Genomic DNA, 24624 nt, shown 5'->3' on the forward strand with positions numbered 1-24624 from the left:
TGTTGTGGTGGGGGGGGGGGGGGGGGGGGCCCCGGGGGGGGGGGGGGGGGGGGGGGGGGGGCGGGCCGGCCCCCCCCCCCCCGCCCCGCGGGGGGGGGGGGGGGGGGGGGGCCCCCCCCCCCCCCCACCACCGGGCTACGGATTACTGCTGGTTGATGCGCTCGTTGATGACCTTGTCGGCCGCTTCACCGGCGGACTTGGCGTCCGCGCCCTTCAGGACCTTGGTCATGTAGTCCTTGATGGGGTTCGGGGCGGTCTCGACGTTCGCCCAGCCCGGGGTCACCGGGGTGACCTTGCCGGAGGCGGACGAGAGGGCCATGGCCTCGGCGAAGGAACCCGCGGCCGGCTTGAACTGCGCGGAGTCGGTGTTCGGAAGCAGCGCGCCCTCGGTGGCGGCGGCGTACTTCGTCATGAACTCCTTGCCGGCGGCGAGGGCCAGCCACTCCTTCGCGAGGTCCTTGTTCTTGGAGCGCTCGGCGATGGCGAGGTTGGAGCCGCCGAGGAAGACGGAGCCCGGCTTGTCGGCCGTCTTGCCCGGGATCGGGAAGTAGCCGAAGTCGGCGGTCTTGCCGGCCTTCTTCATGGCGTCGATCGCGCCGCCGGCCTCCCAGCCGAGACCGATCCAGGACGCGACGCCACCCTTGGGGATGATGTCGGTGGACTGCTGCGGGGTCGCCTCGTCCTTGTCCTTCGGAGCGGTGGAGTAGGACGCCAGCTCCTTGTAGAAGTTCATGGCGTTGGCGGCCTCGGGGGAGGACAGGTTGCCCTTCCACTTCTCGCCGTCCTTGACGGCGAGGTCGCTGCCCTCGTCCCAGATGAGGCCGGCGAGGACGTACCAGGACTGGCCCGGCAGGTAGATCGCCTGCGACTTGGGGTCGGAGGCCTTGAGCTTCTTCAGGCCGTCGATCCACTCGGCGCGGGTCTTCGGCGGGGTGACACCGGCCTTCTTGAAGGCGGCCTTGTCGTAGACGACGACGCGGTTGGCGGCGTACCAGGGGGCGGAGTACAGCTTGCCGTCCAGCTCGCTGGAGGCGACCATGCCCTTGTTCCAGGCGTCGTAGCCGAGCGTGGCCTTGTCACCCGAGAGGTCGGCGAGACCGCCGGTGACCGCGTAGCCCGCGGTCTGGGTGTTGCCGAGTTCCAGGACGTCCGGCGGGGTGTCCTCGGAGAGGGCGGTGGTGACCTTCTCCTGGATGCCGTTCCAGATCTGCTTCTCGACCTTGACCTTGACGCCCGGGTGCTTGGCCTCGAACGCCTTGTTCACCTCGGCCATCCACGGGTCCGGAGCGGATCCGTCCATGACCCAGACCGTCAGCGTCTTGTCGCCCCCGGCCGACGCCTTGGCGCCGTCCTTACCCTTGTCGCTGTCGGAACCACACGCCGCGATAGAGACCATCATGCCCGCGACGCCGATCGCCGCGATGAGCTTGCGCTTCACGCCACCCTCCTCAGGGATGCTGCAACCCCTGCCCACCGCGCGAAGACATACGTCGGGTAGTGCTCGTGGGGCTGGGACCTGGTCTTTAATGGTTTAGACCAGTACCCGGAGCTTGGCCTAGACCTTTAGGGGTGTCAAGGGTGTATAAGAAGGGCAGTCGCGTCCGTTATCGGACCGACACCTGAGGGAGGGCGACGACCCGTGACCGGTCCGTGCCACCATGTGAGCCGCTACAGACGGAGGAGCCGGTGACGGCAGCAGCACAGGAGTCGGGAAGGCAGGCCATGGCCACGGACGCGGGCAGCACGGAGACGGAGGGTGGGGCCCCCACCCGCACGGCGCGCGTGCCCAAGTACTACCGACTCAAGCGGCATTTGCTCGACATGACGGAGACCCTGCCGCCCGGCACACCGGTCCCGCCCGAGCGCACACTGGCCGCCGAGTTCGACACCTCGCGGACCACCGTCCGCCAGGCCCTCCAGGAGCTGGTCGTCGAGGGCCGCCTGGAGCGCATCCAGGGCAAGGGCACGTTCGTGGCCAAGCCCAAGGTCTCGCAGGCCCTGCAGCTCACCTCCTACACGGAGGACATGCGCGCCCAGGGCCTCGAACCCACCTCGCAGCTCCTCGACATCGGTTACGTCACCGCCGACGACACCCTCGCCGGGCTGCTCGACATCTCGGCCGGCGGCCGGGTGCTCCGCATCGAGCGTCTGCGGCTCGCGAGCGGCGAGCCGATGGCGATCGAGACCACCCACCTGTCGGCGAAGCGCTTCCCCGCCCTGCGCCGCTCCCTCGTGAAGTACACCTCGCTGTACACCGCGCTCGCCGAGGTCTACGACGTGCACCTCGCCGAGGCCGAGGAGACCATCGAGACCTCCCTCGCCACCCCGCGCGAGGCCGGGCTGCTCGGTACGGACGTGGGCCTGCCGATGCTGATGCTCTCCCGCCACTCGCTCGACGCCCAGGGCGAGCCGGTGGAGTGGGTACGGTCCGTCTACCGCGGCGACCGGTACAAGTTCGTGGCGCGCCTCAAGCGCCCCAACGGCTGAACGGACGGTCCGCGCGCCGGGCCGCAGTGGGACGAGGGGGGTCGCCGAGGGATCGGCGGCCCCCCTCGTTCCGTGTTTCCGGGTCCGCCGGTCCGTGTTCCGGTTCCGCGCGTCTCGGCACACCTCCGCGCGCCTCGGCACCTTGTGCACGGCAGGAACGTGACACCCCCCGCGAACCCGCTGGTGAGCCCGGCCCCCGGCGGCGGCCCCCCGGGTGGCGCCTTACGACCGGGCGGTTGCTGCCAGTGTCCGAGCGCTGACAGCACGCCCTCGTACGAGGATTCTTGAACGTGTCGAAAGGGCCCCGCCCAGGGGTGATCGACACCATCCCACCGAATCCCGAACTCGCCAGAGGTGTCTCCGTCATGCGCTCTTCCGCCCGCCGGCTCGTCCTCGCCGCCGCCCCGCTCGCCGTCCTCGGCGCGATCCTCGTCACCGCGGGACCGTCCGCCGGTACGACGCCGCCGGCCCGGGTCCTCGCCGCCGACGCGGTCACCGACGCGGTCACCGAGTCGAGCACCGAGCCGAGCACCGACACGACGGTGGCACCCACCCCGCCCGCCCCGCCCACCGCCTCCACCGCCTCCACCGACGGCTTCTCGTGGGGCTGAGCACCCCGCCCCCCGCCTCCACGAGACCGCCCCTTCTCCCGCAGGACCCGCCATCTTCCTCATCGGCATCTCGATGTCCGCGTCCGCCCCGACCGACACCGAGCACCCCACCCCCAGCGGCGTCCTCGCGGCGCTGTACCGGTCCGTCGAGCCGACGGACCCCGTCGAGACCGCTCGTGCGCTGGTCACGGACCGCTCCGTCCGGATCGCGTTGTGCCTCGACTGCCCCGACGAACTCGAGGCGGTCGGACGCGCGCTGGGCATCTGCCTGCGCATGCTGGGGCGCTCCCCCGTGCTCGACGGTTACGGCATCGCCGACTGCAGACTCCTGTGAACCCTCCCGAACGGGGAATTCAGCCGTGTTCGTCCATATCCTGGGCCCCCTCCGCGCCACCGTCGACGACCGTCCCGTGCCCCTCGGCGGCCGACGGACCCAGACCGTCCTGGCCGCCCTCGCGCTGGAGGTCGACTGGGCCGTCTCCGTCGAAGGCCTCGTCGAAACCGTCTGGGGCCCCCACCCCCCTGCCAGTGCTCGCACCCAGATCCGCATCTGCGTCTCCACACTGCGCCGCGCCTTCGCCGCCGCCGGCGCCCCCGAGCTCATCGAGACCCATTCGTACGGCTACCGGCTGCGCCTCGGCCCGCACGACCTGGACGCCGCGGTGTTCGAGACCCGCGTGGAGCGCGCCCGCGTGCTCGCCGGGGGCGGCCGCCGCGCCGAGGCCGTACTCGAACTGCGCAACGCCCTCGCCCTGTGGAACGGCCCCGTCCTCGCCGGACAGACGAGCCGGGCGCTGGACCCCGGCATCCGGCGCCTGGAGGAACTGCGGATCCGGGCCATCGAGGAGCGGCTCGCCCTCGAACTGGACCTCGGCCGCCACGAGGACGTCATCGGCGAGCTGCTGGCCCTGACGGCGACGTACCCCTTCCGGGAGCAGTTGCACGCCCAGCTGATGCTGGCCCTGCACCGCGCCGGGCGGACGGCCGAGGCGCTGGCCGCGTACCGGCGCGTGCGGCTGACCCTCGTCGAGGAGCTGGGGATCGAACCCGGCCCGAAGCTCGGCGCCCTGGAACGGTCGATCCTGCTCGGCGAGTGCCGCTCCGCCTGAAGGTCGCCTCTCCGCCCGGACGGTCGCCGCGCCGCCGCTCACACGGTGATCCGCAGCTCCTGGAGCCGGTGCTCGGACACCCCGTCGGTCGGCAGGAACTCGTAGCGGTGCACGCGGGTGACGCCCTTGGTGAAGGCCCAGTCCATCCGGAAGAACGGCAGGTCCTGGTTGAAGACGTTGTCCCCGAACTCCCCCAGGGCCGCGAACTTCCAGCTCAGCGGCAGGAAGTCCGGGTGGGCGGTGGTGGCGTCCTCGGCCACCCCGCGCACCCCGTCGAGGGAGCGCATGGAGTCGGTGGCGTTGAAGTCACCGGCGATCAGTACGGGATGGGGGTTGGCGGCCACGTCGCGCTCCAGGCCGCGGAACTCCTCCTGCCGCCAGGCGTGCTTGCGGCGCAGGTAAGGGTCGTGGTCGAAGTCCGAGAAGAGGTTCAGGTTGTCGAGCGCCAGCGGCACGGTGATGTGCACGTTGTACGCGCTCAGCACCCGGCCGCGCACCGCGAGGTCGGTGCGGAGCACCTTCTCCCGCGCGAACTCCTGCCCGAATTCGGGCTTCCTGCCGTACGTGAGCCGTGGTCCGGGGCCCACGGGCGTCTGGGACAGGATCGGGTAGCGGGAGATCGTGAGCAGCTCACTGCGGCGGGCGATGTGGTAGCCGGGGAACGCGCGGCGCAGCTCGGCGTCGTCGTCGAGCCTCCAGTAGCCGTCCTCACCGAGACCGGGGGTCCAGCCCACGTGCTCCTGGAGGAGGTAGACGTCGGCGTCGCGGGCGTGGAGCAGGGCGAACAGCCGGTCGGTACTGGTCGCCATGGCCCAGTACTGGGTGTTGAGCGAGACCACCCGCAGGGCGTCCGGCGGCACGGGGCCCGGATCGCGCCAGAGCGCGGGCCAGTTGAAGCCGGAGCCGGTGGTGAGGGCGAGCGCGAGGGCCAGTCCCGAGACGCCGGCGGCGAGCCGTCGGCGGCGTCCGCAGGCGGCGGCGCCTGCCACCAGGAGGGCGAGCGGGATGCCGGTGAGGAAGAGGGGCGGTGCGACGTCGAGGACGAGGGACCAGTGCCACCGGCCGCTCACCAGCCACCGGACGACGGCGAACAGCAGCCAGAGGACGGCGAGGCCGAGGACGGTCCGGCCGTACCAGAGGCGGAGCCGGCGGGCGGCGCGGCGACCGCGTCCGGGCGGCCCCGCACCGGCCGGGGACCGCGCGCCGCCGGCAGTGTCGGTGCCGCTCACGGTGTCGGTGCCACTCGCGGTCCCGGCCACGCTCGAAGCCCGCACGGTGGTCGAAGCCCGCTCGGCGTCCAGGGCTTCCGCGGTGTCCGGAGCCTCCGCGGTGGTCATGCGAGGCTCCCCCGCGGCTCGTACATCCGTCGGAAACGCGCGCTCGCCGCGTACTGCGCGAGCCCGGCCGCGAGGCCGGCCACGACGGCGGTGTTCACGAGCGCCTGGGCGCCGGTGAAGAAGGCCGTGAACAGCGGCCCCCGCTCCCGGAGCACGAAGCGGTACTGCCCCAGATCCGCGAGGACCGACCCGGCGAGCGCGGCCGACGAGACCGCGAACCCGGCCGGGTGCAGCAGCCCGAGCGGCAGGGCCGCGACGGCGAGGCCGCCGAGGGCGGAGGCGACGGCCCGGCCCCCGGTCTCCATCCCCTGCATGGCCCGGCCCCGGTCGAAGTAGAACGGCACTCGCAGGCGGCTGCGGACGAACGCCTTGCGCAGCAGGGGCCGCATCCGGTTCTCGTCGGAGAGCCGGCCCCTGATGCGGGACGTGAGCAGCATGGGCCACCGGGCGGCGAGCCGCTCCGCGTGGTCGATCTCCTCGGTCTGCCGCAGCGCCGTGTTGAACCAGCCGGCTTCCATGAAGGCGGACCTGCGGACCGCGCCCAGGGCGTAGAAGCCGCCGCTGACCAGGCCTTCGGCGCTCTTGCGCCAGTAGTGGTACTGGAGGATGCGGTACTGGCCGACGAGGGGCTCCTCGAGCAGCGGCTCCTTGTCGGGTATGCCGAACACCGCGCCGTACGTCGGGTTCTCGTCGAAGAGCGCGACGGCCTGGGCGACGGCCTCCGGGTGCATGGTCAGGTCGGCGTCGAGGAAGAAGACGATCTCGCCCTTGGAGCGGCGGACGCCCTCGTTGCGGGAGGAGCCGGGGCCGCCGTTCTCGGGGACGCGGACGAGCTGGACGGGGTGGGTGGCGGCGATCTCCGCGCAGCCGTCGGTGCTGGCGTCGTCGACGACGATCACCTCGATGTGCGGGTACGTCTGCTCGCGTACGGACCGCAGGCAGAGGTCGATGGTGGGCCGGTCGTCGTACATCGGGACGACGACCGACACGAGGGGTTCGGACATGGGATTCCTCGGTGGCGTTAAGGGGGGAGCGGTCAGGTGGCGAGGTGGGGGACGAGGAGCGCGCCCCAGACGGCGGAGTTGACGACCATCACCCGGTCGCGCAGCAGGGTCTTGACGGGCTCTCCCCCGCCGCCGTCGACGATCACGATCTGGAGGTAGCGGAAGAGGGCGAAGAGCGCGCAGACCACGGTGAGCAGGGCGTACTCCCCGAAGCCCGATTCGGTACGTAGATAGAGCAGGTATCCGAACAGGGTCAGGGCCGAGCAGAGCACCAGGACCAGGTCGAGGAAGTGGGCCGAGTACCCGACGAGCGCCGGCCGGTGCCCGGTGCCGGAGACGCTCAGCTCGTGACGCCGCTTGCCGAGGATCAGGACCAGGCAGGACGCGAGCACGGTGAGCACCAGCCACATCTCGACCGGGCGGTGGGCGGCCTCGTAACCGCCGAGGAGACGGAGTACGAAGCCGGTGGCGACGACGAAGACGTCGAGGAGCGGAAGGTGCTTGAGCTTCCAGCTGTACGCGCCGTTCACGGCCAGGTACAGCAGGACGACCAGGGTGGACCCGGCTCCCAGGGCGAACAGGGCGGGGACGAGCAGGGCGCCGAGCACGAGGGCCGTGGTCACGGCGGAGGCCATGCTCATGCGCCCGGAGGCGAGCGGCCGGTGGCGCTTGACGGGGTGCCGCTTGTCGCGCTCCACGTCGGCGATGTCGTTCAGGACGTAGACGAGCGACGAGGCGAGGATGAAGGCGCCCAGGGCGAGGGCGACGCGGAGCAGGGTCGTGGTGTCGACGCCGCCGCCGAGCAGCGCGAGGGGCACCACGAGCAGGTTCTTGGGCCACTGGCCGGGTCTGAGCAGGGCGATCGGCGCGGGCAGCCTGCCTGGCCGTACCGCCGCCGGGGCACGGGTGTGTCCGGTGAGCTGGGTCATGGCACGGCCTCTCAGAAGAAGATCTTCGCGGTGGACAGGAGGCCCTGGCTCCACGGGTCACGGCTCGTGCGGCCGGTGGCCCCCGCCTTCGGGGCGGTGTGTCGGGCGGTGCGCCACCATGCGTAGGTGCGCAGGACGGCTTCGGCGTTCGACAGGCGCGGGGTGAAGCCGAGTTGGGCCTTCGCCTTGTCGATGCTGACGTAGGAGTCGTCCATCAGTTTGTGCAGCAGGCGGCCGTAGACCGGCGAGAGCTTGGCCCGCTGGAGGACGTTGAGCAGGGCGAGGGCGGGGCGGGCGGGCAGTCCGATGACCCGCTTGCCGTGTCCCGCGGCGTCGAGGACCGCCTGGAAGTCCTCCCGGATGGTGCCGAACTCGGCCGCCGCGAGGTTGTAGGTGTCGTTGGCGACGTCGTCGGGCGCGGTGAGGACGGTGACGACGGCGTCGACGAGGTCGTCGACGGCGAACATCTGGATCTTGACGTTCCCCTTGCCGAGGACGGGGAAGTTGCGTCCTTCCTCGGCCCATTCGAACAGCATCGAGAACAGGCCCATGCGGCCGGGACCGACGAAGGTCTTGGGCCGGAGGATGGGGACGCACATGCCCTCGGCGCGGTACCGCTCGGCGATCTCCTCGGCCGACGCCTTGGCGCGGCTGTAGCAGTCGACCGGCTCGCGCGGGTACTCCTCGGGCGTGGGCACGATCGTGGGCAGACCGTAGACGGCGGTCGAGGAGATGTGCACGACGCGGGGGGTGCCGGCGGCCGCCGCGGCCGCGAAGACGTTCTCCGTACCGCCGATGATGATGGAACGGATCTGCTCGTCGGGGTAGCTGGGCAGGGCGGCCGCCGCGTGGACGAGGACGTCGGCGCCTTCGAGAGCCCGGTCCATCAGCTCGCGGTCGCGGATGTCGCCGGTCAGCAGGACGCCGGGGCCGGGCCTGAGGTCGACGCCGCGTACTTCGTGACCCTCGGAGAGGAGCCGTTCGGCCAGGCGGGAGCCGAGCATGCCGGCCGCGCCGGTGATCGTGATCACCACTGGGAGCTCACCTTCTGCTTGATGAAACGGGCCACGAGTCCGGTCAGCCCCCTGCCGAGGACGTCGTCGAGGGCGTCGATCACGCGCTCGGCCTCCTCGGGTTCGGTGACCAGGGAGGGGCCGATGATCAGGGGGTTGTCGCCGTTGAGCGTGTAGTACGTGAAGATGCCGTGGTCCTCGTAGAGCGCGTTGATCACGGCGCAGGTCACGAGCTTGGTCTTGAACCGGGGGTCGCGGGCCATGCCGCCGGGCGCGAGCTTCGCGATCAGGTCGAGGATGCGGGGGCCGCCCTCGATGAAGACGCCCCACAGGGCTCCGGCGCCCGCGACGCGGCCGATCTCGTCGGGGTACTGCTTGGCGAGCCGTTCGAGACCGGGTTCGAGTACGGCTCCGAGGGCGCGGGCCCGCGCCGGGTAGTCGTCCTCCATCGCGATGTTGACGGCTTCGAGGGCGGTGGCGCACTCCTCGCCGAAGCCGTAGTAGGTGGTGGAGGTGGAGTTCATCAGGGAGTCGCCGAGGTTGTCGTACGCCTTGCGGAAGACGGGCTCGCGGGCGACGAAGGCGGAGATGGACGACTTCCCGCCACCGAAGGACTTGGAGGTGGTGAGCACGTCGGGGATGAGGCCCGGGTAGCGCATGAAGTGGAAGAGGCTGCCGGTCTTGCCCCAGCCGGTGTAGATCTCGTCGAAGATCAGCACGATCTTCTCGCGGTCGCAGATCTCGCGCAGTCCGCGCAGGAACTCCTCCGAGCACCACTGGATCGTGGAGGCGCTGAACGGCTCGATGAGGAGGGCGTAGACGTCGCCCCGGTGGGCGGCGACGACCCTGCGGACGGAGTCGAGGTCCCCGTAACGGAAGGTGTCCACGCCGGGGATGGTGGGGAAGGCGAACTGGGCCTGGCCGGTCAGACCGCCCGAGCCGAGGAGCTTGCCGTGGAAGGCGCAGTCCGCGCGCAGCACGGTGTTCCGCTTGCCGTTGTGGAACTTGTACGCGAGCTTCACCGCGCCCTCGACCGCCTCGGCGCCCGAGTTCGGCAGGAACGCCATGTTCAGGTCGCCGGGGAGGACTTCGGCCAGGTTGTGGCCGAGGGCGGCGAGGTAGGGCGAGAAGTACGTCTTGTGCACCTCCATGCGCCGGTCGCGGGCGAAGCGCTCCCGGGCGGCGAGGATGCGGGGGTGGTTGTGGCCGTGGTTGAGGACGCCGACGCCTCCGGTCAGGTCGAGGATCCGCCTGCCGTCGTCGAGGGTGAGGTACGCGCCCTCGGCGCTGCGGACGAGCTCGCGGCCGAAGCCGAACGAGGTCATGAGGGAGACCTGGCTCTTGTTCACGTAACGGCGGTAGAGGTCGTGGACCTCGTCGACCTGCAACTTCTCGGCGTCGTCAAGGGTGTACACGGGCTTGGTCTCCCATCGGGGCGGTGGTGTGGGTGATCGGGGTGGGGCGGGCGGGGCGGGTGATCGGGGCGACGAGGAGGGCGGGGAAGGAGAGGGGGTCGGGGGCGGGGGCGGCGCGGCGGGGAGCGGGGGCTGTACTCGCTGCCACTGCCGCGGATGTACGCGCCTCCCGGGCCTTTCCGGCCTCACCGGCCGCCCTGGCCTCCCGGGCCTCCCGGGCCTCCCTGGCGGACCTGGTCCGCGACCAGGCCAGGACGACCGCCGAACTGGTGAGTTCCGCGACGACGCACACAAGCCGGCTGGCGATCGCGGCCGCGGCGGCCAGGCCGCCCGGCAGGACGGTGGAGAGGGCGGCGGTGAGGGTCAGCTCGCGCACGCCCCACCCGTCGGGGACGATCAGCGCGAGACTGCTGATCGCGGTGGCCAGGGCGAAGCCGCCGACCGCCGCGCCGAGCCCCGCCAAGGGCGGTGCTCCGACGGCCAGGAGCAGGAACCACAGGTGGAGCCCCGAGGCCGTCCAGGAGGCGAGGGCGAGCAGGACGGCCCTGCGGACCGCGCGGTCCGGCGGGGGGACGACCGGCCGCTTCACCAGCCGCGCGACGGCCGTGACGGGCCGGGTGATCAGCGCGGGCCGTACGACGCCGGCGAGGAAGAGGAGCGCGGGCGGGCAGAGCCACATCCAATGGCCGGGCAGCGCGGCGGGGGCCGCGACCAGGCCGACGGCGGCGCCGGTGAGCAGGGTCAGGGCGAGGCTCAGCACATAGGCGGAGGTCATCTGGGCACCGGGGACACCGGCCTCGCGCCCGTGCGCCACATGGGTGATGACCCCCCAGACCCGGCCGGGCACGTACTTGCTGAGCTGGCCGAGGAAGTAGATCTTCGCCGCGCGCAGGCCGCGGATGGGGTGGTCGCCGGGGATGAGCACCCGCCAGGCGTGCACGGCGAGGGTCAGGCCTGCGACGTTGGCGACGACCGAGGCGGCGATCAGGGGGACGGCGTCGGCATGGGCGAACGCCTCCACGACCTTGGGGCCTTCGCCCCGCAGGAGGAGGTAGACCCCGATCAGGGCGGCGGCCACGACCACCGGGGTGAGGAGCCTGCGCAGCCACACCGTCATCGCGCCACCGCCCGCTCGGTGGAGCGCCGGCCGTCGGTGCGAAGCCGCGCGGACGTGAGCGCGCGGAGTGCGCCCCGCGCGGCGCCGGCGAGGAGCGCGGCGTGGGCGGCGAGGTGGACTCCGGCGAAGAAGGGGACGAAGGAGACGCCCCTGCGGCGGCCCGCGAAGCCGAACAGACCGACGTTGGCCAGGCAGAAGGCGAGGAGCCCGGCCACCGGCAGGGTCGCGAGGAGTGGAACGGCCGGGGGCGGGGCGGACAGGAGGAGCGCGAGGAACGGCAGCGGTACGGAGCCGAGGCAGAGGGCCGCGGCGAGGACGGACGCGGGGCTGTTGGCCGTCAGGTTGCTCCGCCCGCCGGCGCGGGCGGAGAGCAGGGCGGGCACGAGCAGGAGAGCCCGGCGGTACGTCTCCGAGAGCAGCGGGACGAGCCGGTGTTCCTCGTCGTGGCGCGCCATCACCCGCTCCGTGAGGACGATCCGGTAGTGCGGGGCGAGGCGGTCGCTGAACTCCAGGTCCTCCGAGTCGCGCAGCCGCTCGTCGAAACCGCCGAGCCGTTCGAAGACCTCGCGCGGCACGGCCGCCTGGGCGAAGAACGCGGTCTCCACCACTCCTGCGCCCCGGGCGCGCCACCAGTACGCGTGCAGCGTCTTGTACCACTCGACGGGCCCGTCGTCGAAGAGCGGTTCGGGCGCGATGACACCGTGCACACAGCCGCAGGCGGGGTCCTCGCGCAGGATCTCCAGCGCGTTGGCCACCGAGTCCGGGGTGAGCGCCTCGTCGGAGTCGAGGAAGAAGAGGACGTCGCCGGTGGCGGCGGCGATTCCCGCGTTCCGGGCGGCGGAGACACCGCGGTTGCCGTCGCCGCCGATCAGGACGCACGGATGGGTCCGGGCGATCTCGGCGGTCCGGTCGGTGCTGCCGTCGTCGACGACGATGACCTCGTGGACGGGGTGGGTCTGGGCGAGGACGGATCTCAGACAGGCGTCGAGGGTGCGTGCGGAGTTGTAGGCCGGTATGACGACCGACACGGTTTGCGTCATGGGAAGAGCACACCGGGTCCGCGTATGGATCGGATATCGATCACGTATCGCGGCTTCTCGCAGTCCGAGACGGCCAACGACGCTGGGAGAAAAGGGAGTTGGACGCTGCTAGCGTCCCCGGTCGTGAACCTTCCCCTGAAGCCCGTACGCGCCCCGAACCGGCCATCACGCGAAAGGCCCCGCGCCACCCGGCTCGTGATCGGCGCGGCGGTCGCCTGGGCGCTTCTCGTCGCTCTCGGGCAGCTGCTGAGCGGGCGGTGGTGGCTGTGGCTGCTGCCGGATCTGATGCCGCCGCCGGCCTTCGTCGTGGTGCCCGTCGCGCTGTCCGCCCTGGCGTGCGCCGTGACTCGCGGGCGCACCCGGCGGTGGCTGCTCCCGGCCCTCGCGGTGCTCCTGGTGGCGGGGGCCGGGAGGGCGGGGCTCCACTGGGGCGCGCTGCTCCCCGGCGGCGGGCGCGGCCCGGCCCCCGCGCAGGCGCTCAAGGTCTTCTCGTGGAACACGCTCTACTGGGACACGACCGACGACCCGGACGCGTTCCACCGCTATCTGCGGTCCAAGGACGCCGATGTCTACCTGCTCCAGGAGCATCTGGCCTGGGAGGACGGGAAGCACAAGGAGATCGACCGGCTCGCCCGGCTGCGGGCGGAGTTCCCCGGCTACCACCTCGTGGCACGGGGGGAGCTGGTCACGCTCTCGCGCCATCCGGTGGTGGCCGCTCCCCCGGTCGGCCCCGGCCGGGCGCCGGAGGGCTCCGCGTCCTGGCGGGAACGGTTCGAGTGGAACAAGGTGCTGCGCACCGATGTGGACGTGGCCGGCACGGTGGTGTCGTTCTACAACGTGCACGTCCCGGTGCAGCTGGACATCGAGCGCAGTTGGCTGAGCCCCGGCTTCTACGGCGTGGTCCGTGACACCGATCCCGTACGCAAGGAGCACTACGCGGCGCTGCTGAGCGACGCCCGCGCGAACCCCCACCCGCTCCTGATCTCCGGGGACTTCAACACGACCCCGGCCATGGGCGACCTGAGGGGGCTGCGGGAGGCGTTCCGCGACACGCTGCCCGCCTCGTCGTCCTTCCTGCCGGGCACCTGGGGCATCGGCGGCCTCCCGCTGTGGCGGCTGGACTGGACGTTCACGGACGAGGACCTGCGCGTGCACCGCTACGCCCTGGTCTCCGCCGCGGGCCTCTCCGACCACAAGGGCCAGGAGCTGGTGGTGTCCCCGACGGGCTGAGGCGCGGGGCCGGTCCGGGGCCAGGAAAGACCGCCCCCGAACCGGCCCCGCACCGCCCCCGAACCGGCCCGCGAACCGCCCCCGACCCCCCGACCAGCCCCCGGCTCCGTCAGGCGCCCGCCTCGTCCAGCCGTCGCCGCTGGTCGGGGTCGAGGGTCAGGGCGAGCGCCCCCATGGCCTCCTCCACCTGCTCGACCCGGCTCGCCCCGACGACGGGCAGCACGGACGGTTCGCCGTCGAGGAGCCAGGCGAGTACCACCTGGTTGACGGTCGCGCCGAGTTCTCCGGCGACCTCGCGCAGCGCCGCGAGCCGCGGCGCGGTGCCGGGGTGGTCGTAGGCCTCGGGGAGCCCGACCTCGGGGCGGGTGTAGCCGCCGGAGAGCAGCGCGCTGTAGGCCCAGATCGTCAGATCGCCCTCGCTGCGCGTGTAGTCGAGGAGCTCCCGGGTGACGTGGACGTGCGCCGTGGAGGGGAGGGCCTTGTCGAAGCGGGGCTGGAGGTAGGAGTGGCGGTACTGGAGGTGGGTGTAGCGCGGGCGGTCGCCGGCGAGGGCGCGGGCGCGCTCGACCCGCCAGACGGCGTGGTTGCTGACGCCGAGTTCGCCCGCCTTGCCCTCGTCGACGAGGTCGGCGAGGGCCGTGACGGTCTCGGCGAGCGGCACCGCGCGGTCCTCCACGTGGGCCCAGAAGACGTCGATCCGGTCCACGCCGAGCCGGCGGAGGCTGTCGTCGAGGGCGCTCCTGATCGCCTTCTCGGAGAGCCCTTCGACCTCGGCGGACCCGGGGATGGCGGGCCGCGCGCCGCACTTGGTGGAGAGGACGAGGCCGTCGCGGTTGCCGCGTGCGGCGAGCCAGCGGCCGAGAGTCTCCTCGCTCTCGTCGCCGGTGCCGCCCTCGACCCAGTACGCGTAGTTGTTGGCGGTGTCGATCACGGTGCCGCCGAGTTCGGTGAAGCGGTCGAGCACGGCGAACGAGGTGGCCTCGTCGACCGACGTACCGAACGGCAGGGCGCCGAGGGCAAGGGTGCGCTGGGGGATCGCCATGGATACAGTCCTTCTCGAAGACGGTTGGACTAGACCATCTTGGATCAAGAACTTCCGCCGCGCAGGGGAACGACCGAACAAGAACCGGCCGAACTCCCGGTCTCTCCAAGGCCGTTCGATTGGTCTAGTCCTAGAGCCGACCGCGGCCCTACCATCGCAGAGGCCTCACGGTCAGGCACGCAAAGTGAACGGGCACGACGGGACCATTCGGGGGGAAGACGCCTTGCTTGAGGCGCTGGGGATAGAGCAGTCCGCGGAGACCGTGTACCGGCTCATGCTCGAACAGCCCGATTACGGCGTGGCGGACATGGCCCGCCGGCTCGACTGGCCGGAGCAACAGGTCCGCGAGGCACTGGGCAGGCTCACGGAGGCACGGCTCGTCTCCATGGACGACGGATCGGGGGAGGTCCTCCCGTTCGACCCCGAGGTCGGCTTCTCCTTCCTCCTCTCCCGGGCCGAGGCCGAGCTGAGCCGGCGGCGGCGCCAGGTCGAGCGCGCCGAGCGGGCCGTGGCCGACATCCTCGCCACGTACACCGACCGGGACGACGGAGCGGCCCGGCACGACGTGGTGCACCGGGTCGTGGGCCTCGACAACGTCCGCGAACGGCTTGAGGACCTGGCCGCGAACGTCCGCACCGAGTGCCTCTCGCTCCTCCCGGGCGGCGCCCAGCTCCCCGACACGATGGACGCGAGCCAGCCGCTCGACCAACTCGCCCTGGAACGCGGCGTGAAGATCCGGTCGATCTACCAGGAGAGCTTCCGCAACGACCCGCCGACCGTCGAGTACGTCCGCTGGTACTGCGATCTCGGCGGCGAGGCACGGACCGTGCCCGTCGTCCCGATGCTCATGGTGATCGTCGACCGTGAGGCCGCCCTCGTGCCGGTCGACCCGGAGGACGGGCGCGCGGGCGCACTCGAAGTCCGCAGCCCCGGCCTCGTCCACGCGCTCATGGTGCTCTTCGACCGCCTGTGGGACACGGGAACCCCGTTCGGCGAGGCCCCACGCCGTGACGAGCACGACCTCTCCCCTCAGGAACGGGAGTTGCTCATGCTGCTCGGCATCGGCTGCACGGACGACATCGCCGCCCGGCGACTCGGCGTCTCCCTGCGGACCGTGCGCCGGATGAGCTCGGAGCTGATGAACCGGCTCGGCGCCCGCAGCCGCTTCGAGGCGGGGGTACGGGCCACCAAGGAGGGCTGGCTCTGACCCCGTGCCCCAGGGGATACCGACGAATCACTTCCGTTATGCGGACAGGGGTTCCATGGAGCTGAGCAGTCGCCTAGATTTCCCCAGCATTACCCAGGTGATCAGCGAGGGGACGGCAACCGGCATGTCAGACGCGGCAGATACGGCACAAGGGAAACAACCCACCATCACACCCATGCGGGTGGTGATCGGACTCTGTCTGTTCGCCCCGTTCGTGGCGATGCTCTGGGTGAGTTCCTACGCGAGGACCGAACCGCTCTTCGCCGGCATCCCGTTCTTCTACTGGTACCAGATGCTCTGGGTGCTGATCTCCACCGTGCTCACCATGGTCGCCTACAAGCTGTGGCAGATCGACCAGCGTGCCCGCAAGGGAGGTGACGCGCGATGAAGGACGTCACCGGGGTGAACGGCGTCGCACTCGCCGTCTTCATCTTCTTCTTCCTGGCCGTCACGGTCATGGGCTTCCTCGCCTCGCGCTGGCGCAGGGCCGAGAACGAGAACAGCCTCGACGAGTGGGGCCTGGGCGGCCGCTCGTTCGGCACCTGGGTGACCTGGTTCCTGCTCGGCGGCGACCTCTACACCGCGTACACCTTCGTCGCCGTCCCGGCGCTCATCTACACGGCGGGCGCGGCCGGCTTCTTCGCCGTGCCGTACACGATCCTGGTCTACCCGCTGATCTTCACCTTCCTGCCGCGCCTCTGGTCGGTCTCGCACAAGCACGGCTACGTCACCACCTCGGACTTCGTGCGCGGCCGCTTCGGCTCCAAGGGCCTGTCCCTCGCGGTGGCGGTCACCGGCATCCTCGCCACCATGCCGTACATCGCGCTCCAGCTCGTCGGCATCCAGGCCGTCCTGGACGTGATGGGCGTCGGCGGCGGCGAGACCACCCACTGGTTCATCAAGGACCTGCCGCTGCTCATCGCCTTCGGCGTCCTCGCGGCGTACACGTACTCCTCGGGTCTGCGCGCCCCCGCGCTCATCGCCTTCGTCAAGGACACCCTGATCTACATCGTCATCGCGGTGGCGATCATCTACATCCCGATCAAGCTGGGCGGCTTCGACGAGATCTTCGCCAAGGCCGGCGAGGCGTACGCCCAGACCAACCCGGCGACCGACAAGCCGCGCGGCGCGCTCGTCCCCGGTGAGGCGGGCCAGTGGACGTACGCGACGCTCGCCCTCGGCTCGGCGCTCGCGCTGTTCATGTACCCACACTCCATCACGGCGACGCTGTCGTCCCGGAGCCGTGAGGTCATCCGCCGCAACACCACGATCCTGCCGCTGTACTCGCTGATGCTGGGCCTGCTCGCGCTGCTCGGCTTCATGGCGATCGCCGCCGGGATCCAGGTGAAGAACGGGCAGCTCGCCATCCCGCAGCTGTTCGAGACGATGTTCCCGGACTGGTTCGCGGGCGTCGCGTTCGCCGCGATCGGCATCGGCGCGCTCGTCCCCGCCGCGATCATGTCGATCGCCGCGGCCAACCTCTTCACCCGCAACATCTACAAGGACTTCATCAAGAAGGACGCGACCCCGGCGCAGGAGACCAAGGTCTCCAAGATCGTCTCGCTCCTGGTGAAGGTCGGCGCGCTCGCCTTCGTCCTCACCATGGACAAGACCGTCGCGATCAACTTCCAGCTGCTCGGCGGCATCTGGATCCTGCAGACCTTCCCCGCCCTCGTCGGCGGCCTGTTCACCCGCTGGTTCCACCGCTGGGCGCTGCTCGCCGGCTGGGCCGTCGGCATGCTCTACGGCACGGTCGCCGCGTACGGGGTCGCCAGCCCCACCCAGAAGCACTTCGGCGGCCCCTCCGCCGAGATCCCCGGCATCGGCGAGATCGGCTACATCGGCCTCACCGCCTTCGTCCTCAACCTCGTCGTCACGGTCGTCCTCACCTTCGTCCTCAAGGCCGTCAAGGCCCCGGAAGGCATCGACGAGACCTCCCCGTCCGACTACACGGCGGACGCCGGAGACGCCGGCGTGCAGACCGAGATGCCGAAGCTCGGCGCCGACACGCACTGACGCTCACGGCCGCGGCGCACTGACCGGCCGCACGGCCGCGACGCGCCGAACCGCCCCACAACCGCACCCGAAGGGCCCGGGATCTCCGCCGTGAGATCCCGGGCCCCTTCGCGTCCCCGTGGAGGCACACTTCCCTCATGGACTTCACGATCAGGGCGGTACGGCCCGAGGAGTACGAGGCGGTCGGAGAACTCACCGCGGGCACCTATCTGGACGACGGGCTGCTGAAGTACGGGGCGCAGGACTCCTATCTGGACGTGCTGCGGGACACAGCCCGGCGGGCGCGCGAGAGCGAGGTACTCGTCGCGGAGGACGCCGACGGGCGGCTCCTCGGCGGAGTGACCTTCGCCACCGGCGACACCCCCTGGGCGGACATCGCGGTCGCGGGCGAGGCCGAGTTCCGCATGCTCGCCGTCAGCCGGGAGGCCCGCGGCCGAGGCGTCGGAGAAGCCCTCGTACGGGCCTGTATCGAGCGCGCGAGGGCCCTTCCGGGGTGCGAGCGCCTCGTGCTCTCCACGGACGCGAAGATGGTCTCTGCACACCGGATCTACGACCGCCTGGGCTTCGTCCGCACCCCGCACCGGGACTGGGAACCGATCCCCGACCACTCGCTGCGCACCTACGCCCTGGAGTTCTGACACCGGGCGGCGACACAACATGTGGGGGGTGCCATGAGCGGCGCCCCCCACATGTATGCTCGTGCTCGCTGTCGACGCAGGGGAATCCGGCGCGAATCCGGAACTGTCCCGCAACGGTGTGCTTCCTACGGATACGACACATTCGTACGAGGTGAGTCCGAGGACCTGCCGACAGCGCGCCCGGTCCGTCCGTTCCGGGTGCCACTGACGTCCGGGCCTCGCGGAGTGGGCCGGTGGAAGCGTCGCGTCCGGCGTTACGGATGCCCGCATGCCCGCCTTCCCCCGCCGCGGCCCCGAGCCGAGCGAGGGAGAGCCCCCACGTGACCATCGCGCCCGCCGATCCGGCTTCCGCCGAGGCTTCCGCGGTCGAGAGCGACGGCCCCGGGACCGTGCTGCTGCGGACCCTGACCGACCTCACCGCCGATCTCGCCGACACCGACCCCGGCAAGGTCGCCGCCGCCGCGCTCCGCGGCCGCAGCGCCGCGTCGGACGAGGCGGAGCTGCGCGAGCTGGCCACCGAGGCGGCCGCGGGTCTGATCGCGGAGGACCCGGCGTACTCCCGGCTCGCCGCCCGGCTCCTGACGGTCACCATCGCCGACGAGGCGGCCGGCCAGGGCGCGTACTCCTTCTCCGCCTCCGTCGCCGTCGGTCACCGCGAGGGCCTGATCGCCGACCGCACCGCCGAGTTCGTCGCCCTGCACGCGGCCCGCCTCGACGCGGCGATCGACCGGGCCGGCGACGACCGCTTCGGCTACTTCGGCCTGCGCACCCTCTACTCGCGCTACCTGCTGCGCCACCCGATCACCCGCAAGGTCATCGAGACCCCGCAGCACTTCATGCTCCGCGTCGCCTGCGGTCTCGCCGAGGACGACAGCACGCGCGCCCTGGACGAGGTCACGGCGCTGTACGGCCTGATGAGCCGCCTGGACTACCTCCCGTCCTCCCCCACGCTCTTCAACTCCGGCACCCGCCACCCGCAGATGTCCTCCTGCTACCTCCTGGACTCCCCGCAGGACGAGCTGGACTCCATCTACGACCGCTACCACCAGGTGGCGCGCCTCTCGAAGCACGCGGGCGGCATCGGCCTCTCGTACTCCCGCATCCGGGCCCGCGGTTCGCTGATCCGCGGCACCAACGGGCACTCCAACGGCATCGTGCCGTTCCTGAAGACCCTCGACGCCTCCGTCGCCGCCGTGAACCAGGGCGGCCGCCGCAAGGGCGCCGCCGCCGTCTACCTGGAGACCTGGCACGCGGACATCGAGGAGTTCCTGGAGCTCCGCGACAACACGGGCGAGGACCAGCGCCGTACGCACAACCTGAACCTGGCGCACTGGATCCCGGACGAGTTCATGCGCCGGGTCAACGCCGACGCCGACTGGTCGCTGTTCTCCCCGGCGGACGTCCCCGAGCTGGTCGACCTGTGGGGCGAGGAGTTCGACGCCGCCTACCGCGCCGCCGAGGCGAAGGGCCTGGCCCGCAAGACGATGCCGGCCCGCGACCTGTACGGCCGGATGATGCGGACCCTGGCCCAGACCGGCAACGGCTGGATGACCTTCAAGGACGCCTCGAACCGTACGGCGAACCAGACCGCCGAGCCCGGCACGGTCGTCCACTCCTCCAACCTGTGCACCGAGATCATCGAGGTCACGAACGACGGCGAGACGGCCGTCTGCAACCTGGGCTCGGTCAACCTCGGCGCGTTCGTGGTGGGTTCGGACATCGACTGGGAGCGCCTCGACGCGACCGTCCGCACCGCCGTCACGTTCCTCGACCGGGTCGTCGACATCAACTTCTACCCGACCGAGCAGGCGGGCCGCTCCAACGCCCGCTGGCGGCCGGTGGGCCTGGGCGCGATGGGCCTCCAGGACGTCTTCTTCCAGCTGAAGCTGCCGTTCGACTCGGCGGAGGCCCGCGCCCTGTCGACGAAGATCGCCGAGCGCATCATGCTGGCGGCCTACGAAGCCTCGGCCGACCTCGCCGAGCGCAACGGCCCGCTGCCGGCCTGGGAGAAGACCCGTACGGCCCGGGGTGTCCTGCACCCCGACCACTACGACGTCGAGCTGAACTGGCCGGAGCGCTGGACGGCGCTGCGCGAGCGCATCGCGTCGACCGGCATGCGCAACTCGCTCCTCCTCGCCATCGCGCCGACGGCGACCATCGCCTCGATCGCCGGCGTCTACGAGTGCATCGAGCCGCAGGTCTCCAACCTCTTCAAGCGCGAGACGCTCTCCGGCGAGTTCCTCCAGGTCAACTCGTACCTGGTCGACGAGCTGAAGAGGCTCGGCGTGTGGGACGCGCAGACCCGCGAGGCCCTGCGCGAAGCCAACGGCTCCGTCGCCGGCTTCACCTGGGTCCCGGCCGAGGTCCGCGAGCTGTACCGCACGGCGTGGGAGATCCCGCAGCGCGGCCTGATCGACATGGCGGCCGCCCGTACGCCGTTCCTGGACCAGTCGCAGTCCCTGAACCTCTTCCTCGAAACCCCGACCATCGGCAAGCTGTCGTCGATGTACGCGTACGCCTGGAAGCAGGGCCTGAAGACGACGTACTACCTGCGCTCCCGCCCGGCGACCCGGATCGCCCGCGCGGCGCAGGCGTCGACCGTGGCCGCCACCATCCCCGTACAGCAGGCGACCCCCGACGCGGACGCCCTCGCCTGCTCCCTCGAAAACCCCGAGTCCTGCGAGGCCTGCCAGTAATGAGCACCACCGAGAACAAGAACCTCCTCGACCCGGGCTTCGAACTGACCCTCCGTCCGATGCGCTACCCGGACTTCTACGAGCGCTACCGCGACGCGATCAAGAACACCTGGACCGTGGAGGAGGTCGACCTCCACTCGGACGTCGCCGACCTCGCCAAGCTGACCCCGGGCGAGCAGCACATGATCGGCCGCCTGGTCGCTTTCTTCGCGACGGGCGACTCGATCGTCTCGAACAACCTGGTCCTCACGCTCTACAAGCACATCAACTCCCCCGAGGCGCGCCTGTACCTGTCGCGCCAGCTGTTCGAGGAGGCTGTGCACGTCCAGTTCTATCTGACGCTGCTCGACACCTACCTCCCCGACCCGGACGACCGCGCGGCCGCGTTCGACGCGGTCGAGGAGATCCCCTCGATCCGCGAGAAGGCGCAGTTCTGCTTCCGCTGGATGGACTCGGTCGAGAAGATCGACCGCCTGGAAACCCAGGCCGACCGCCGCCGCTTCCTCCTGAACCTGATCTGCTTCGCCGCGTGCATCGAGGGCCTGTTCTTCTACGGCGCCTTCGCGTACGTCTACTGGTTCCGCTCCCGCGGCCTCCTGCACGGCCTGGCGACCGGCACCAACTGGGTGTTCCGGGACGAAAGCTGCCACATGGACGCTGCCTTCGCGTTCGTCGACACCGTCAGGGAGGAAGAGCCGGAGCTCTTCGACGACGAACTCGGCCGACAGATCACCGACATGATCAAGGAAGCCGTCGAAGCGGAGCTGCAGTTCGGCCGCGACCTGTGCGGCGACGGCCTGCCCGGCATGAACACCGAGTCGATGCGCGAGTACCTCCAGTGCGTCGCCGACCAGCGCCTCGTACGTCTCGGCCTCTCACCCGTCTACGGCTCCGGCAACCCCTTCTCCTTCATGGAGCTCCAGGGCGTCCAGGAGCTGACGAACTTCTTCGAGCGCCGCCCGTCCGCCTACCAGGTGGCGGTCGAGGGCTCGGTGGACCTGGACGAGGACTTCTAGCACCGGCACGGATGAGGGCTGCCCCGCTCACACACCGCGGAGGCAGCCCTCATCCGTCAATGCTCCTTCAGCGTGACCTCGACAAGGGCCGGATCGAAGGGTGCGTTCCTGGTCCGGCCCTCAGGGACCGGCCGAATCACCACTGACTCGACCACCGCGGCAAGAGCCAATCGCTTCTGCCTGATGTCGTACGAGTTCCAGCGTTCCGGCGCGAATCGAGCCAGTAGATTCCTGTCAGCCTGCTGGGCGTAGAAGCTCCTCCGGTCCTCTTCGAGATCGCGTAACTGCATACGGGTCAGATCGGTGGGGTTCTCACATGCCCGCAGCCTGGCCACCTGATCCTCCGCCAGGAATGCAGACTCATCGGGGGCCGTGTCGCGGTATCTCTCCTCCAGCACGCGCAGCGCCACCGCCTCGACGTGCGCGTCCACGAGGTCGGTACGCCGCCCGACTTTCCGGCACTTCGCTGCTACGCACCTGTACGAAGGGTGCTTGTTCGTGCCACGCGGAGGTTGCCCTCCCATCTTGCAGCCGCAGATCGAATCGCCGTCGGCTGCGTAGCCGCAGCGCAGGAACCCGGAGAGCAGGTACTTGCGCCCACGGTCCGCCTGCTCCCTCCGTTCCTGCGCGCTCCGCGCCGTCCCCAGCTCCGCCAAGCGCGCTGCGTAAGCCTGCTTGTAGCCGGCCCGCGTGCGGTCCGGTGAATGCCAGCGGTCGCACCGCTCCACCAACCTCAGCCACTCCTCAGGCGTTGCCACCGTCTGCCATCCGCCGACAACCGGCCGCCCCGAGGTCCTGTCCCGGACGAGTTCCCCCGACACCATGCGGTACCCGCAGATCGCCGGATTCGTGACCATCGACTGCACGGTGTCCACGGCCCACCTGCTCCCCCGGACCGTTGGCACCGACTCCTCCGTGAGCCAGTCAATGATCGCCGTCCAGGATGTTCCGGCAAGTGCCATGTCGATCGCAGAGCGCAGATACCCCGACTCATCGGGGTCCAGAACCGTGTTTGTCGAGCGCCCTGTTGTCGCATCGGGCCCGTACCAACCGAACCGGCGTGACCCTCCCGATCCACGCCCCTCATGAGCGTGGTCCCGCACGGAGCGACGCCGACGACGGCTCGCGCGGTCCGACTCGACCTGTCGCGCCTGCCCTGGCTTCCTACCGCGAGGAGCCTCCATCTCGGCAGCCACGTCGACAAGTTGCTCCACGTCCACCAGGTACAGGCATCCGTCTTCATCCATGGTCAACGCCCGACACAGAAGCGCGTAGTCGTCCTGCAGGCGAGCGAGCCGCTCCTCCTCGACCGCGATGAGCCCGCAGACGGAGAATCCCTCGGCCGTCTGCCTCGCCCTCAAGGCACGGAGCAGGTGAAGGAATGCGGCCCGCTCGACGCAGGGGTCTGAGGCCGTGACGCCGTTGTCCGTGAAGCGGTAGACAACAGCCCAGCCCAGTCCGGCGGCCGCGTCGTCATTGTTCAGGTGCTGACGCCCGACGCCGCGTCCATCGCCTGCGGCATCACGACTCACGCGCGCGTAGGACGCGACGGGAATCCGCCCAGCCAGCCATTCGTCAAAGTCACGCCCAAGAGCCAGCGAATCGGCAAGACTTGGGTGGGGAGCCCAGTACGACGCCGGACTCATTCGCGCCCATGAGTCTGTACGCAGGCTGCTTTCCATTCTCTTCTCGCTCCTCATGTCCCTCTCCCGCTCCAGAGCCACTCAGCGCCCCAAGTTCGCCAACTCATCTCAACTTGCGCATGGTTGTCCGCGCTGACGATTGACGCTGAGTGCGATTCATCGCCTTCCGCCACTCTCTTCATCGAATACATGCGATCGAGGGACGTAGCACCTTGAGTGTGCGTATCGTGACGAGACCGCCGCAAGCTCTGAGCACGGCACGGCAGCAGATCGCATCGAGGAGGAGACGTGATGGTCCGGCCGGTGCCAGCCGTCCGGCAGCGGCGCTTGGGATCAGAACTGCGGAGACTCCGCAAGGGGGCAAAGATCTCGCAGCGCTACGACGGCGAGAACAGCGAGGGGCACATCTTCCCGTGAGCCATTCCCTGCCGCAGTTGCCCGAGCCTGAATACACCGTGATCCATATGGGTGCCGCTCCCGAAGTCCCTGCCCGGATCGCTGCGGATATCCAGGAGATCGGTGTCCCCGCAGGGTTGATCGGCTATGAGTACCGGGCGCTGAATGAAGCGGCCTTCATGGGTGGGATCGGTGAGGGCGGGCTGGTCCTCTTCGGAGCGAGTGGCTTCTTCGGAAGAATTGGTATCGACGTAGCCACCCGCCACGTGGTGCACACCCCTCACATCGCGTCAGCAAGCTTCAGCCATGTCAACAGAGACCTGGCTTCCTTCCATCGCTGTGTCACGGCTACGATCGCGCGCTTCCCTTTCTACGAGGCCGACGAAGAGGAGAGCTGCCAAGAGGTGGCGGACGAGCTTCGCGAGCTCATCTCAGTCCTCGACGGGTCTGCAGTTGTGCGGGCGGGGTTCTGGGAGACATTCTGCGACGACGTGGCGATGGGTGACTACGCAGGCGGGAACGTTTGAGTCAGGCTCGCCAACGCGAACGGCGCGGGGGGCGGGGGGGGGCCGGGGGCCCCCCCCCCCCCCCCCAAACCCCCCCCCACCCGGCGGGGGGCCCCACGACGATAGCCGGGGGGCCACCAAAATAAAGCGGGGGGCGGGGGATGGGGTGGGC

22 protein-coding genes and 1 riboswitch are annotated in these 24624 nt (G+C 70.5%); of the genes, 12 read left to right on the forward strand and 10 right to left on the reverse strand.

From position 1 onward, the window contains the following. Positions 1-142 precede the first annotated feature (142 nt). Complete coding sequence (locus tag ACIRB7_RS00005; protein WP_403590035.1) at positions 143-1438, reverse strand: extracellular solute-binding protein; 1296 nt, start codon at positions 1436-1438, stop codon at positions 143-145. A 284-nt stretch (positions 1439-1722) separates the two neighbouring features. On the opposite strand from ACIRB7_RS00005, the gene ACIRB7_RS00010 reads away from it, so the two are divergent. The 4 genes from ACIRB7_RS00010 (at position 1723) to ACIRB7_RS00025 (ending at position 4207) form a co-directional block, all read left to right on the forward strand. Continuing rightward, positions 1723-2487: a GntR family transcriptional regulator gene (locus ACIRB7_RS00010; protein WP_266900895.1), complete on the forward strand. Its 765-nt coding sequence runs from the start codon at positions 1723-1725 to the stop codon at positions 2485-2487. 365 nt (positions 2488-2852) lie between these two features. Beyond that, on the forward strand, positions 2853-3098 hold the full coding sequence (locus ACIRB7_RS00015; protein ID WP_403590038.1) for a hypothetical protein: 246 nt from the start codon (positions 2853-2855) through the stop codon (positions 3096-3098). 73 nt (positions 3099-3171) lie between these two features. After that, the gene (locus ACIRB7_RS00020; RefSeq protein WP_403590040.1) at positions 3172-3432 is read left to right on the forward strand and encodes a hypothetical protein; all 261 of its coding nucleotides are present in this window, start codon (positions 3172-3174) and stop codon (positions 3430-3432) included. Positions 3433-3457: 25 nt separating this feature from the next. Continuing rightward, positions 3458-4207: a BTAD domain-containing putative transcriptional regulator gene (locus ACIRB7_RS00025; protein WP_403590043.1), complete on the forward strand. Its 750-nt coding sequence runs from the start codon at positions 3458-3460 to the stop codon at positions 4205-4207. A gap of 38 nt (positions 4208-4245) precedes the next feature. On the opposite strand, the gene ACIRB7_RS00030 is transcribed toward ACIRB7_RS00025, so the two are convergent. Genes ACIRB7_RS00030 through ACIRB7_RS00060 form a run of 7 tightly spaced genes read right to left on the reverse strand, consistent with a single transcriptional unit; the run spans position 4246 to position 12062 of the window. Then, positions 4246-5544 (reverse strand): endonuclease/exonuclease/phosphatase family protein, encoded by a 1299-nt coding sequence (locus ACIRB7_RS00030; RefSeq protein ID WP_403590045.1) that lies wholly within the window; start codon positions 5542-5544, stop codon positions 4246-4248. Continuing rightward, positions 5541-6548, reverse strand: coding sequence for a glycosyltransferase family 2 protein (locus tag ACIRB7_RS00035; RefSeq protein ID WP_403590048.1), 1008 nt, complete (start codon positions 6546-6548; stop codon positions 5541-5543). The genes ACIRB7_RS00030 and ACIRB7_RS00035 overlap by 4 nt, the downstream gene beginning before the upstream one ends. 32 nt (positions 6549-6580) lie before the next feature. Then, complete coding sequence (locus ACIRB7_RS00040) at positions 6581-7477, reverse strand: UbiA prenyltransferase family protein (protein WP_403590051.1); 897 nt, start codon at positions 7475-7477, stop codon at positions 6581-6583. An 11-nt stretch (positions 7478-7488) separates the two neighbouring features. Further along, positions 7489-8511, reverse strand: coding sequence for an NAD-dependent epimerase/dehydratase family protein (locus tag ACIRB7_RS00045; protein WP_403590053.1), 1023 nt, complete (start codon positions 8509-8511; stop codon positions 7489-7491). Continuing rightward, positions 8505-9905, reverse strand: coding sequence for an aspartate aminotransferase family protein (locus ACIRB7_RS00050; protein WP_403590056.1), 1401 nt, complete (start codon positions 9903-9905; stop codon positions 8505-8507). The genes ACIRB7_RS00045 and ACIRB7_RS00050 overlap by 7 nt, the downstream gene beginning before the upstream one ends. Continuing rightward, complete coding sequence (locus ACIRB7_RS00055) at positions 9892-11022, reverse strand: lysylphosphatidylglycerol synthase domain-containing protein (protein ID WP_403590058.1); 1131 nt, start codon at positions 11020-11022, stop codon at positions 9892-9894. The genes ACIRB7_RS00050 and ACIRB7_RS00055 overlap by 14 nt, the downstream gene beginning before the upstream one ends. Further along, the gene (locus tag ACIRB7_RS00060; RefSeq protein ID WP_403590061.1) at positions 11019-12062 is read right to left on the reverse strand and encodes a glycosyltransferase family 2 protein; all 1044 of its coding nucleotides are present in this window, start codon (positions 12060-12062) and stop codon (positions 11019-11021) included. Before ACIRB7_RS00060 ends, ACIRB7_RS00055 begins: the two co-directional genes overlap by 4 nt. Before the next feature lie 123 nt (positions 12063-12185). On the opposite strand from ACIRB7_RS00060, the gene ACIRB7_RS00065 reads away from it, so the two are divergent. Then, positions 12186-13292, forward strand: coding sequence for an endonuclease/exonuclease/phosphatase family protein (locus ACIRB7_RS00065; protein ID WP_403590063.1), 1107 nt, complete (start codon positions 12186-12188; stop codon positions 13290-13292). Positions 13293-13401: 109 nt separating this feature from the next. On the opposite strand, the gene ACIRB7_RS00070 is transcribed toward ACIRB7_RS00065, so the two are convergent. Then, the gene (locus ACIRB7_RS00070; RefSeq protein ID WP_403590066.1) at positions 13402-14334 is read right to left on the reverse strand and encodes an aldo/keto reductase; all 933 of its coding nucleotides are present in this window, start codon (positions 14332-14334) and stop codon (positions 13402-13404) included. Between the two features lie 223 nt (positions 14335-14557). On the opposite strand from ACIRB7_RS00070, the gene ACIRB7_RS00075 reads away from it, so the two are divergent. From ACIRB7_RS00075 to ACIRB7_RS00100, 6 genes are all read left to right on the forward strand, one after another. Further along, positions 14558-15541, forward strand: a complete 984-nt coding sequence (locus ACIRB7_RS00075; protein ID WP_403590069.1) for a LuxR C-terminal-related transcriptional regulator — start codon at positions 14558-14560, stop codon at positions 15539-15541. Positions 15542-15665: 124 nt separating this feature from the next. Further along, complete coding sequence (locus tag ACIRB7_RS00080; protein ID WP_403590071.1) at positions 15666-15929, forward strand: DUF3311 domain-containing protein; 264 nt, start codon at positions 15666-15668, stop codon at positions 15927-15929. Further along, positions 15926-17557 (forward strand): monocarboxylate uptake permease MctP, encoded by a 1632-nt coding sequence (gene mctP / locus ACIRB7_RS00085; protein ID WP_403590074.1) that lies wholly within the window; start codon positions 15926-15928, stop codon positions 17555-17557. Before ACIRB7_RS00080 ends, mctP begins: the two co-directional genes overlap by 4 nt. Before the next feature lie 137 nt (positions 17558-17694). Further along, positions 17695-18195 (forward strand): GNAT family N-acetyltransferase, encoded by a 501-nt coding sequence (locus ACIRB7_RS00090; protein ID WP_403590077.1) that lies wholly within the window; start codon positions 17695-17697, stop codon positions 18193-18195. Between the two features lie 38 nt (positions 18196-18233). Further along, positions 18234-18383, forward strand: a riboswitch (cobalamin riboswitch). Positions 18384-18515: 132 nt separating this feature from the next. After that, positions 18516-20891, forward strand: a complete 2376-nt coding sequence (locus ACIRB7_RS00095) for a ribonucleoside-diphosphate reductase subunit alpha (protein ID WP_403590080.1) — start codon at positions 18516-18518, stop codon at positions 20889-20891. Beyond that, positions 20891-21907 carry a ribonucleotide-diphosphate reductase subunit beta gene (locus ACIRB7_RS00100; protein WP_403590083.1) on the forward strand — a complete coding sequence of 339 codons (1017 nt, stop codon included), beginning with the start codon at positions 20891-20893 and terminating at the stop codon, positions 21905-21907. Before ACIRB7_RS00095 ends, ACIRB7_RS00100 begins: the two co-directional genes overlap by 1 nt. Before the next feature lie 56 nt (positions 21908-21963). On the opposite strand, the gene ACIRB7_RS00105 is transcribed toward ACIRB7_RS00100, so the two are convergent. Beyond that, positions 21964-23607, reverse strand: coding sequence for a recombinase family protein (locus ACIRB7_RS00105; RefSeq protein WP_403590085.1), 1644 nt, complete (start codon positions 23605-23607; stop codon positions 21964-21966). Between the two features lie 356 nt (positions 23608-23963). Here ACIRB7_RS00105 and ACIRB7_RS00110 point away from each other — a divergent pair, with 356 nt between their 5' ends. After that, entirely contained in the window at positions 23964-24473 is a 510-nt protein-coding gene (locus tag ACIRB7_RS00110; RefSeq protein WP_403590087.1) for a hypothetical protein, read from the forward strand. The last annotated feature ends 151 nt before the right edge of the window (positions 24474-24624 follow it).

Origin of the sequence: Streptomyces sp. NPDC093795 (genome assembly GCF_044764665.1) — a bacterium.
GTDB lineage: Bacteria > Actinomycetota > Actinomycetes > Streptomycetales > Streptomycetaceae > Streptomyces.